The sequence below is a fragment of the Bacillus cereus group sp. BfR-BA-01356 genome, from assembly GCF_022663635.1.
GTDB lineage: Bacteria > Bacillota > Bacilli > Bacillales > Bacillaceae_G > Bacillus_A > Bacillus_A cereus.
This window is the reverse complement of record NZ_JAKUFX010000167.1, coordinates 1-10,587: the sequence shown is the minus strand read 5'-3', so window position 1 is coordinate 10,587 and position 10,587 is coordinate 1. Positions and strand designations below refer to the sequence as shown.

Genomic DNA, 10,587 nt, shown 5'->3' with positions numbered 1-10,587 from the left:
ATGAACGTTACCAAGAAAAATTAAACGGCTTAAGCCCATTAGAATACAGGGTTCAAGCCGCTTAAAGTGTTTTTTATTATTTCCACTGTCTACTTGACAGGGAGCTGTTCATTCTGCAACAGGAAAGATCGAACATATATTAATAAAAAGAATTACTCATATTATAATTTGAAAATAAGCCATAAATATTAAGAAATTTTATAACGAATTGAATATTCGCACTAACTTTATTATAATTGATTAAGAGTTGGAGTAGTAATCTGTCATCTGTTCCTTTATTTTAAAGAAGGTTGATTTCAACCTTCTTTTTTTTGTTGTTTTTCCCTCCTTTAAAAAAAGGAAAAAGAATTACTTAATGATTGTGGAAATTGCTTTTTTGTAGACTAGTTGTTGCTTGCCATGAACCATCATAAGAATGGCAAATTTATCCGTTGCAATAATCTGCCCAAGTATAGGAACCTCACTCTTTAAAAATATAGTAAAATTCCCTTTTTCTTAGTAACTTAATTCCATTTAATTATCTGAATATAGGTAAGTTTAAAAGAGCTTTGAACACGAAAAAAGCGAAATCCTATAATTTTTTGTTCAGTATTAACGTGTGCAGAAACATACAATTTTCGCGAAATAATATGGTGAACCTTTACAATTAACTTCAGGCTATATGTCTAAAAATATATTGAATTTATCTCTAAGTATTTGATAATATTGTTTCACTGTTATTTCTTTTTTAGACTTCTTTCCGTGCCGAGTTTCGGTAAAACTTTTCTCAGTAAGTGCAATATGACCGTTTCCAATTAATTTGCAAATAATACTCCCCTTATTTACTGGCGATTCTAGATGCTCTATAACCATATTTTGTATAGCATTTATTTTCTTTTCATCAATTGCATTTAAATAAAAAGCGTAGCCGATAGACCAGGTATCAGTAAGATCCGAATCAAGAAAATGAGAAGTTTCCCCATTTTTCCCTTTTTTCATTTCAAATACATAGGTCCCTTTCTCTGTATTTTGCCTACGAACACGATATTCTCCCGTTACAGAAGTCACACTGTCACCATGAAAAGGAACAGGATGTAAAGGAAGATAGGATGCAAAACCAGCATCTATTATATAGTTTTCATTTTTGTGCTGTAAAACGATAAGTGCGTGTCCATCATCCGGGTTCCACTTTCCTATTTTCGAATCATAAAGGGTTCCAGCTATTCGATACACATTAAATCCACAATCACACAAAAAATAATATAATAAAGAATTAATCTCATAGCATAATCCTCCACGATTCTTTAAAAGTAGTTTTTCTTCAATAGTTTCTCTAGAAAATTCTTGTATATTTCCTTCCATGATGTCTATGTTTTCATACGGTAATAAGTGCCCCATCTGTAAAAGAATTGTATGCAAATCTTCAAAATTCACATTTTCTTTTGGTGGAATTTTTAACTTTAAGAAAAACTTTTGTTGTAATTCAGTTAACATTATATATCCCCTTCCATTTATAAAAAATTCATTTAATATTATATTAAGAATAACGGTTATAAAATATACAGAGTGAATAACAAATTTCAGAGAACCGTGTAACATTAAACATTAGCGGACATTTAGAAGCAAACACTAAAAAATCTCTTATTTTTTTTAATCCACATTTTTGTTATTTGGGTATTTTTATTTATTCTGCCAAAAGGAGAATAAGTTTAATTCAGAAGAGAGCTAAATGTGATTTCAAAAAGTGTATTTCGTGATACATCTAAGAATAAAATTTTTTAGATGTAATTATTATTAATTTGTATTTTTAATTAAATTTTTTATTTAAAGTCCATTAGTTACAGGTAAATTATGTAAATATTTGCAACTTTCGAGTAGCCTTTAATTCTTCTATTTATACATATAATACTCTTTATATCGTTCGAACTTCGATTTTTTTGTTTGTGGTGGTATTATGGATGACTTTAATGATTTAGATGATGCTACTTGCTTTGGCATTTGTAATACGCCCCGTTTCTTGAGCTCTCTATACAAATTACTCACATTGCACCTCAGTTTTTTTGCAATAGTTGGATATTCCTCTCCTTGATTAAATAATTGTACTGCTTTTTTACATTTTGAGTCCCATTTTTCTTCTGTCGTTTGAAATTTTTGAGTTCGTTTTTTAACTATATTTTTTTCTAATTTAATTCTCTCTCGTTCTATTTTACACCGCTTGGCACAATACTGTTCTGCGTCTGCATGACTTCCGAAATGCTCCTCCTGTAAACGTATCATTTGTACTTTTTTCGCAATTTCTCTCAATTTACAGTCACCTCATTTTGTTTAGTGAATTCTACAAGAACTTGATCCCACTTTATAAGTAGGCTATAAATGCTCACATTACCCTTAAGATAGCTTTTAATATACTATTTCGAAAAATTATAATCATCTCTATTTTTACATAATTGTAAACTATAGTAAATTGATAATGTTGACACAGAATATTCTAAACCTTAATTCTCACTATACACATAAATAAACTCTATATTTCCTTTGCTTGAAAAATGGAGAAATTAGCCCAAATCTAAGTTATAGATGTATACACCTATCTTTATTACAAATACTTTACCTATTGTAGCTAGGGCGCAATAAAAAAGAATGCAGACATGTTTTGCACTCTTTTTTATTAACTCTTCTATTATTTTTTCACCACAGTCAGCTCCTTAAAGCTCAAAGTTCTTAAATGACTCTGAGCATTATTTTTGTATGAATTAAAGATTTTACTTAATTAAGATTAGATTACTATAGATAATTGATTTTTTTATATTAAGTTTATATTTTTTTGTCAAAATAGTTTAGAGATTCATGTCCTTGTACACTAGCAGATGGGATATAGATGTTATAATACTAATTGTATGAACTTAAGAAATCGCACTTATCTAAATATAAACTTTGTTTATTTAGATACTCCAAAAATTCTACTAATACATAAAAATTAAGGAGTGAAAGTAATTGAAACTAACACATGCCACTTTAGAGATGGATTCTAATGGGAATATTCGTAAAGAAGATAACATGGTCACAATCATTGTAAAGCCAGACACAGGTAACTCTGTTCGTTTATTTTGTAAGATTGATCCAGATCAAAATACTCTTATTGCTTTTAATACGGCCATTATGGGTATTGTCTGTCCTTGTTGTAATTCAAACACATTTACATGTTCTACACTCTATAACAAAAGACATAAATTACTTCGTGAAGCCTATGAGCTTTTAAAAGAAAATCATTCTATTCGTTTAAAATTACTATATGACCAATTTGGAGAATTAACAGTAAAGTGAATTTAACCATACACCAGTTCTCTATTCAATAGCATACAGAATGTAATAATAATTCTTCAATTTACAATAATTATCTCATATAATGTATCCGTTAAAAGTGTATTTAACGAACAGTTTGATGGATTTCATAGAATTGAGTATAGTAGAGGTATCAATTATATATTGATACCTCTCTTCTTTTTCAAAAACTATTATGGTATCCATATATGTAATCAAGTTATTTATTAAAATAGCATTCTAGCTCAAAAATCCGAATAGTTAGTTTAAATATCGGTTTAAGTATTAGTTTAAAAAATAATTTACATTATTTGATTTGATGTGTACAACATGAGTAACCAAGAAAAAGAAAAGTTTAAAATACTAATAGATAAGCATAAAAGTAAAATGCCCTAGTATATCATAGAGTATGCAGAAATGAAAACAGCCCTCTCCCCCGCTACATTGTATGCTTACATTACTGAATTTGAAAAGTTTCTAAAATGGCTTATAAGTAATCGATTAGCCGTCGAAAACGGTAAGGTGGTCACTAATATATGTGATGTACCAATTTCAACACTAGAAAATCTACCATTAAATGAAGCTAGAACTTTTCAAAGATATCTACAGGGAGAAGGTATTGAGACAAGAGCTATTAACAGAACTTTCTCCGCTTTAAAATCCCTATTCAAGTACTTAGCTCTAAATACAGAGAATGAACAAGGGGAAAATTACATCTCTCGTAATGTAATGGAGAAAATTGAACTGCATAAGGAGAAAGTAGATGCAGCAGCAAGAGCAGATGACGTTGCAAACATGATATTTAATGAAAAAGATGATGTTGCTTTTCTTCAATTTCTAGCAAATGATTATGGTGAAATGTTGAAAGATATATCACCAAAAAAATATAATTTTTTTCAGCGTGATAAAGAAAGAGACATAGCCATTATAAGCCTCATTTTAGGCACTGGGCTTCGAGTTTCTGAGGTAGCTAGTCTTACTATATCTAGCATAAACTTCCGCCAGGGGAAAGTAAAAGTAACGCGTAAAGGTAATAAGAGATCTTCCGTATTAGCTACTCGCTCTTGCTTAGATGATATTCAGGAGTACATTAAGGTTCGTCCTAGTAAATATAACTGCCCTCAAGATGAAGACCTACTTTTTGTAACAAATTATAAGGGGAAATATACACAGTTAACTGTTAGAGCTATACAGAAGTTATGTGATAAATATTCAAGTGCATTTGATGAGAAGCGTAGCCCTCATAAACTACGGCACACATATGCTACAAATCATTATAAGGAAAACAAAGACCTAGTATTACTCCGAGATCAACTTGGCCACACTTCTGTAGAAGTTACTAGTATCTATACAAATATTAATAATGAGAAGAAACGTGAGGCTGTTGATCGCTTGGAAAGAAGACAATTTGAATAAAAAATACTAATAATTGCACAAAATCAACATTTTGTGCAATTATTTAGGGGAAGCTACATTGTCATAGCTTCCTCCTCTTCATTAAAGTATCCGATAAAACCTCTTCACTTTTTATCCCATTCAAACAAATTTTCTAAAATCTCCTCAGCCTCTCTAGATAAGACATTCTTCCTACAGTTAATTAATAACTCAGGGAGAGTTGTTTGTAAAAATAACCAAAATGATTCAACATGCGCTGCTACAAACTGATTACCTTTAGAAAGTACACACTCGTGTCTCAAAGTCCTCCAATATTCCATTTGTGTAATTATCAATTCGCTAACTTCAAAATAACAACTATGTGATTTTCCTGTAGTAATTAAGTCGAATACTTTTCTTTCCCAGAATTCATCGTTTGGAATTTCGTCTGTTTTCTTCTTTCGTTCCCTACCATACCCAATGGGAGCATATGAACTTTCTAATGCTCTGTGCTTCACTACACTTAAGAAAAATAAATATGACATGATATACGCTGACCTATAAGCTCCTGCTTTATAACATAATATTCCCTCTTCAATAAGACCCATAGCAGCTTCCGGAAATTCTATTTCACTAATAAACTTTTCAATCTCTAATTTCACTTTCTTTTCTCCTTTAACTTTTTCATTATTTAAAGAACATTAGTTTTAATTTCTTTTTATAATAATATTAGGAATTTATGATGTTAATATGACAACTCATCTTTCAACTCTTCAAGATATACATCCCTAACTAATTTACAAAAACCTATATATTCTCCGAAATAATCGCTAAATTGCTTTATAAACCCTTCTCTTTCTTCAATATTATGAGACCATATAAACATACTCCCCATCAATTCACCTATCTCCCTTTCAATTTCTTTTAATTCATCTGGCGATATACCTTGCGGGTAATCATTAAACCACTCCAACCAATCAGAAATTAGCTCCTCCACAGAGGATACTCCGGATTCTGAGCAAAAATTAAATTCCCTTTTTCCTGCTGTAATAAATCCGTCTAAATCATTTAAAATTAGACGGATTATATATGAAGTACTCACATTTCCGATACTATGTTTCATATATTCTCCTCCTTATCATTTTTTTCATCCAATGAAATGTGTTTGTTATACCATCTATTTATTTTTCCCTTGTAATACTTTTCGACTTCATAATCAGGAATCCAAATTTCACGATCATAGATTTTACTCATTACCCTTTCTAAAACATCCTCATGTTCTCTCGCTTTCAATCTACGGTTATGAACTTTAATCTTCTCTATATAAGCCTCTCTCAGCCAAGTTGATATGGTTTCACGCTGTTTTTGCTTTAGGTGAGACCATTTCTTATTGATTTGCAATAGTTGTCCCTGAGGGCTCCTGATATGATTCTTTATTGCTCTTCACTCCCCAATCGTATTTTTTCTTATTTGAACCAAAGACGTAGTAGGCCTCGAATCACGGCATACGCTTTAACAATTTTACGAATTGAACCTTATGAAAACATCCAATCAATAAAAAAAGGACTAGATGATAAATCCTAGCCCTTTTTATTATACATTAAATTAGTGTATCAACCACCGTGATCTCCAACTGAAAGACTTTGAATTACTTCGTAAGATTGTGGAGTTTTCGCTGTATTCGTCACACCTATAGTCAAGGTTATAGCCGTGACAATTCCCATTAAACTGAATACTATTTTTTTCATTTTAAAGCTCCTTCCTCAAAAAATTTTCGTTTCGCTTTCAACCCTAAATGGAAATACTTACTCGCCTCATGATGATTCTTTTCGTCATAAAATTTTGTTCCCAGCGTCTCATAAGACTCTTGAACATCTTCATACAATCCTTCTCTTTCGAAGTAATCAATTCCTGCTAGCACTACGGTTTCGAGCTTTTGAGTAGGTGAAGCATTGTTTAGCTCTTGTAAAATGAGATATCGATGTATGAACTCTTCTTGATTAAGTTTCTTACTAATATTTAATCCATTTTCAATGAGTTCTGCTGCGACATCTCGCTCGTCCAGTTTGTAATGTTCCAATGCCTTTGCATACATGGCTTTGTAATGGTTTGGAGAATTTTCAACGACTTCAGATAAATAACGAATCGCTAAAGATGATAGATTTTGTTTAGAATACATCCAACCCAAGTTATGGCGCACCATAATAATAAACTTATCTTCTCCGACTTTTTGGAACTTGTCCATTGCGGCCGCAAAATGTTCCTCTGCTAATGACCATTCTTTTAAGTTTATACAAGCTAACCCCAACAAGTTCTCACAAAAGCCGACATTACGTTCATAATCAGCATGGGCTAAAAACATTTCTTTTGCCTTTGTTGTGTACTGAAAAGAGACCAGTGAATCACAAATATCAAAATGGAATGCACCTAACTTATAATAAAATTCAGCTTTCTCAACGTCATCATTGATAAGCTCTAATAATTTTTCGGCTTGATCAAAGTGTTCTTTTGCAACCTTATAACTACCAGTTCCACTAGCATGGATAGCTTTAAAGAAATGATAATAATAAGTTAAAGTGTTGTTAGAAGGAATCTCAAAAGATTCTACTTTATCAAAACTACTTGTAGAAACACCTAAGTTATCAATTACATATTGATGACGAAAATCTAATAATGAATAGTATAATAATAAGTTCTGATCTTTTATATTTTGAATTTTACCATCAATTTCTTCTTTTAAACGATGCGCATTGCTTATGCGCCGTGCACGAATTTCCACATACCAATCATTTAATAAGCCCAGAATCTGTTCGTTTCCTTTGATTGCTATATTCATAATCTACCCCCTCAATACCAATTATCATATTTTCTTTTAATAATATAATAACAGAATTTGTAATTTAATAGGTGTATTTTTGAATATATATCAATAAAATTCAAAATATTAAAACTATTATTCTAAAACTATAGTAAAACAAGAACCCCAAAATGAAATGAGGTTCTTGTTTTACCGTTCAAGACTATTCTATAAACCTAGTACACTAACAATCTGACATGCCTTTGAATTTACAATATGATAATACATCTCTAATCCCCTTCTTTCCGAACGAAGAATCTTCCCACGCATTTTAGATAAATGCTGAGATACCGTAGATTGAGGAATATTTAATAGCTCCGTTAATTGTGTTACATTACAAATCTTGCGGTGTTCTAGCTCCTTCACGATTTGTAATCTAACTGGATGGGCCATAATCTTTAATAATTCTACATCCGCCTCTGGGATTTTGTGCATTTCATTACTTGCTTGAATAGTTGTCATTTTAATTTCTCCTTTTTAGTTTCCTTTTTTATTTTTAAGTTATAAGTATTTTGTGTTTATATGAGTATATCGATTATAATCGCTGTGTTATTTGTTCTTTTGTCTCTTTATCAGGTTTAATATATAAAAGTACTATGATGGCTAAAATTCCAACAAATGATAGCATAGGTATCGAGATGAAACCAAATAAATTCAGATAATCTTCTGTACAAGAAACTCCTACTGAACATATCTTCATCTCACTAGCTGGAAACGTTTGAATTGTAATTTGATATACAGATAACATTAAGCCGATACACGCAAATGGGAATGCATACGTGCTGACGTTCGGATCTTTTCTGTACATTCCTATCCCCAATATTAATACTAATGGATACATGGCCATCCTTTGATACCAGCACAAATCACATGGAGGTAACTTCATCCATTCACTAAAAAACAAACTAATCAACATTGCACTTATAGCGATTGTCCAAGCGCAGAAAATATGATACTTACGGATCAGTTCCATTTTGTATACTCCTTACGTCCATCGTCTATCGGTACAAAATATGTATTTGCCTTTTGAATAAAATCTAGTAAAACATACTTATCAGGATCCATCGGCTTTCTTACTCCGTTTATTAACTGCTTCATTCTAGTACTTACTGTTTCTATTATTTCAGACTCATTTACTAGCATATGAATAATAGAATCTTTTGCTTGTTCATCGAATGCGGACTGAAAATTCGCATGTGATAGTATCTCTTGTTGATATGTTTCATCCTGTAAAAATCTTAATATAATTTCATGGCTGTATGCCGGTTCAACATGCGAAAGGCAATCTATGAGTTTTCGCAAAAAATCTTTTACATGTTTATTTTCATCTTTAGAATAATCTGGACAATACGTTCCGATATACTGAATACCTGGTGAATTAGAAAAACAAAAATACGGTTCTAAAGATTTCGTATCAAGCATGTGATACTACCTCACTTTTCTATTTAGAATGTCACTAACTTATTTCCGTATTTGGAATAGCCTGTTTCTATGGATAGTATCCAATCATTTAAATCTTCCCAGTCATATCCCTTATCTTTTAAATCTGGTGGAAAGCGATTCTCAAAATTATCACGCATTCCATACATAGTTTCTAATGCTTTCTCTAGTGGACCGAATCCATATACAACATGTGTTTTCACTCGTTTGTTTTTCTTTTCTGCTACAACCAAATATACATATCGTTTTTCCTTTGCTAAAACAAACTTCAAGACCCCCGGCATTTGACTCATCTTCAACTTCCCCTTTCAGTTTTCCTTACTCTTATCTTTTACGTATGAGTAAGGAAAACTGGTATTTGTATCATATTAACTCAAGAGATGTCTCGTTTTTTTGCTCTGAAAATATAAGAATACGCTCATCATCACAATATTTATTACACCAGCTGCAGCCCCGATTTTTGAAATAACATATACATATTCATTACTACTAAACGGCAAGAGACTCAAAAAAATAAAGAAAGTTGAAATAAAAAAAGATAAGAACATGTTTCTTTTGTTTCCATTCATTTATGGACCTCCTTTTTGAATAAGTATCGATATTAAGCTGCATCATTGCGGTTATAGTGGCGGTTCTTTTCATCTACAAATCCTTTAATGTTCCACACACCAGCCCTTGTTTCTTTTGCTTCTTTTTCTGCTTCTAGCATTTCTGGTAGCAATGTAGTATTAGGTCTAGAAATATAGGCTATAATCCCATAACCCGATTTGATCATTATTTCGTTGATGTGTATTCCATCACAAAAGACATAAGCTAATTTCCTACCGTATTTGTCTTCTTTTTGCCCTCGATCATAAACCAAAGTTACACTTTTCCCTTCTAGCTGTTTCCTTAAAAAGGAAGAGGCTTCTTTTCCCATCTTTTGTGGTGGGATTTTATTAGATACAGACTCAGGGGTATCTAATAAAAGTAACCTTACCGTCTGTTTCTGCCCCTTTACGTTTACGTCTATCGTATCTCCGTCTTTAATATGTAATACCTTCCCTTTAACGGTCTCTAAGCCTTTTAATTTCCCTTTATAAGCTTCTGGAATATCAACAATACCTTTCCCTTCTACGTTCTGTTGTATTCCGTTTTGTACTGCTTGGGCAGGTCTCGAATCATTTTTTGTTTGCACGGAACTGCTACATGCTGACATTTGAATTACGAATGATGTTATACAAATAGCTTTAATCCATATTTTCATATCGAAATTTCTTCCTCCTACTTAAAATACGTAAATAGCTGCATCTAATAAACAAACGGACTATTCATAGTATTTACTTCTCGATAATTACAACATAGGCAAAACTGTATCCATTTTGGATGATCATTATAAAGTGCTGTATATGACCGTTCCTTACACTGCGGGCATATTGACACCATACTTTCTTCATTCTCTTCCTGACTTTTCAATTTTTCAAAAGATACATTAGCAGATGCTATATTACTGGTACACAATATATATCCCCCTCGTATATTAATATTTAAGCCCTATCTCAGGCTTAGTTTTACTCTCTAATAAGAGTCCAGTAATAAAGAAAATACTTGGACGTCTCAAGATATTTCTAGATAAT

13 protein-coding genes and 2 pseudogenes are annotated in these 10,587 nt (G+C 31.7%); 2 read left to right on the top strand and 13 right to left on the bottom strand.

The window, feature by feature from the left end; all coding sequences use genetic code 11:
* Positions 1 to 348 precede the first annotated feature (348 nt).
* The 3 genes and pseudogenes from MR168_RS30100 to MR168_RS30090 form a co-directional block, all read right to left on the bottom strand.
* Positions 349 to 495, bottom strand: a pseudogene (locus MR168_RS30100) (RNA chaperone Hfq); the annotation flags it as partial.
* Between the two features lie 162 nt (positions 496 to 657).
* Complete coding sequence (locus MR168_RS30095) at positions 658 to 1,473, bottom strand: arylamine N-acetyltransferase family protein (protein WP_000954720.1); 816 nt, start codon at positions 1,471 to 1,473, stop codon at positions 658 to 660.
* 396 nt (positions 1,474 to 1,869) lie between these two features.
* The gene (locus tag MR168_RS30090; protein ID WP_001206763.1) at positions 1,870 to 2,283 is read right to left on the bottom strand and encodes a hypothetical protein; all 414 of its coding nucleotides are present in this window, start codon (positions 2,281 to 2,283) and stop codon (positions 1,870 to 1,872) included.
* 690 nt (positions 2,284 to 2,973) lie between these two features.
* Between MR168_RS30090 and MR168_RS30085 the strand changes: the two genes are divergently transcribed.
* Together MR168_RS30085 and xerS are read left to right on the top strand one after the other, a co-directional pair.
* Positions 2,974 to 3,303, top strand: a complete 330-nt coding sequence (locus MR168_RS30085) for a hypothetical protein (protein WP_000778656.1) — start codon at positions 2,974 to 2,976, stop codon at positions 3,301 to 3,303.
* A 327-nt stretch (positions 3,304 to 3,630) separates the two neighbouring features.
* Positions 3,631 to 4,716, top strand: a pseudogene (xerS, locus tag MR168_RS30080) (tyrosine recombinase XerS).
* 104 nt (positions 4,717 to 4,820) lie between these two features.
* On the opposite strand, the gene MR168_RS30075 reads toward xerS, so the two are convergent.
* The 10 genes from MR168_RS30075 to MR168_RS30030 all read right to left on the bottom strand — a co-directional run bounded on the left by MR168_RS30075 (position 4,821) and on the right by MR168_RS30030 (position 10,217).
* Positions 4,821 to 5,336 carry a hypothetical protein gene (locus MR168_RS30075; protein WP_000763085.1) on the bottom strand — a complete coding sequence of 172 codons (516 nt, stop codon included), beginning with the start codon at positions 5,334 to 5,336 and terminating at the stop codon, positions 4,821 to 4,823.
* 83 nt (positions 5,337 to 5,419) lie between these two features.
* Positions 5,420 to 5,797, bottom strand: a complete 378-nt coding sequence (locus MR168_RS30070) for a hypothetical protein (RefSeq protein ID WP_000682816.1) — start codon at positions 5,795 to 5,797, stop codon at positions 5,420 to 5,422.
* On the bottom strand, positions 5,794 to 6,111 hold the full coding sequence (locus MR168_RS30065) for a hypothetical protein (RefSeq protein WP_053513494.1): 318 nt from the start codon (positions 6,109 to 6,111) through the stop codon (positions 5,794 to 5,796). Before MR168_RS30065 ends, MR168_RS30070 begins: the two co-directional genes overlap by 4 nt.
* Before the next feature lie 307 nt (positions 6,112 to 6,418).
* A complete protein-coding gene (locus MR168_RS30060; RefSeq protein WP_001017354.1) occupies positions 6,419 to 7,510 on the bottom strand; it encodes a Rap family tetratricopeptide repeat protein in 1,092 nt (363 codons plus the stop codon).
* A 189-nt stretch (positions 7,511 to 7,699) separates the two neighbouring features.
* Positions 7,700 to 7,993, bottom strand: a complete 294-nt coding sequence (locus MR168_RS30055; protein ID WP_000207869.1) for an ArsR/SmtB family transcription factor — start codon at positions 7,991 to 7,993, stop codon at positions 7,700 to 7,702.
* A gap of 73 nt (positions 7,994 to 8,066) precedes the next feature.
* The gene (locus MR168_RS30050) at positions 8,067 to 8,504 is read right to left on the bottom strand and encodes a disulfide oxidoreductase (RefSeq protein ID WP_000420420.1); all 438 of its coding nucleotides are present in this window, start codon (positions 8,502 to 8,504) and stop codon (positions 8,067 to 8,069) included.
* Entirely contained in the window at positions 8,495 to 8,953 is a 459-nt protein-coding gene (locus MR168_RS30045; RefSeq protein ID WP_000887510.1) for a hypothetical protein, read from the bottom strand. The genes MR168_RS30050 and MR168_RS30045 overlap by 10 nt, the downstream gene beginning before the upstream one ends.
* 23 nt (positions 8,954 to 8,976) lie before the next feature.
* On the bottom strand, positions 8,977 to 9,264 hold the full coding sequence (locus MR168_RS30040; protein ID WP_000081052.1) for a hypothetical protein: 288 nt from the start codon (positions 9,262 to 9,264) through the stop codon (positions 8,977 to 8,979).
* Positions 9,265 to 9,339: 75 nt separating this feature from the next.
* Positions 9,340 to 9,540 carry a hypothetical protein gene (locus MR168_RS30035; protein WP_001014119.1) on the bottom strand — a complete coding sequence of 67 codons (201 nt, stop codon included), beginning with the start codon at positions 9,538 to 9,540 and terminating at the stop codon, positions 9,340 to 9,342.
* Positions 9,541 to 9,572: 32 nt separating this feature from the next.
* Positions 9,573 to 10,217, bottom strand: coding sequence for a thermonuclease family protein (locus MR168_RS30030; RefSeq protein WP_000708139.1), 645 nt, complete (start codon positions 10,215 to 10,217; stop codon positions 9,573 to 9,575).
* Between the last annotated feature and the right edge of the window lie 370 nt (positions 10,218 to 10,587).

Bases quoted from the DNA above. Each gene is read 5' to 3' on its own strand.
- MR168_RS30040 (WP_000081052.1), bottom strand. From the start codon at position 9,264: ATGAGTCAAATGCCGGGGGTCTTGAAGTTTGTTTTAGCAAAGGAAAAA.
- MR168_RS30055 (WP_000207869.1), bottom strand. From the start codon at position 7,993: ATGACAACTATTCAAGCAAGTAATGAAATGCACAAAATCCCAGAGGCG.
- MR168_RS30070 (WP_000682816.1), bottom strand. From the start codon at position 5,797: ATGAAACATAGTATCGGAAATGTGAGTACTTCATATATAATCCGTCTA.
- MR168_RS30095 (WP_000954720.1), bottom strand. From the start codon at position 1,473: ATGTTAACTGAATTACAACAAAAGTTTTTCTTAAAGTTAAAAATTCCA.
- MR168_RS30030 (WP_000708139.1), bottom strand. From the start codon at position 10,217: ATGAAAATATGGATTAAAGCTATTTGTATAACATCATTCGTAATTCAA.
- MR168_RS30060 (WP_001017354.1), bottom strand. From the start codon at position 7,510: ATGAATATAGCAATCAAAGGAAACGAACAGATTCTGGGCTTATTAAAT.
- MR168_RS30035 (WP_001014119.1), bottom strand. From the start codon at position 9,540: ATGAATGGAAACAAAAGAAACATGTTCTTATCTTTTTTTATTTCAACT.
- MR168_RS30045 (WP_000887510.1), bottom strand. From the start codon at position 8,953: ATGCTTGATACGAAATCTTTAGAACCGTATTTTTGTTTTTCTAATTCA.
- MR168_RS30050 (WP_000420420.1), bottom strand. From the start codon at position 8,504: ATGGAACTGATCCGTAAGTATCATATTTTCTGCGCTTGGACAATCGCT.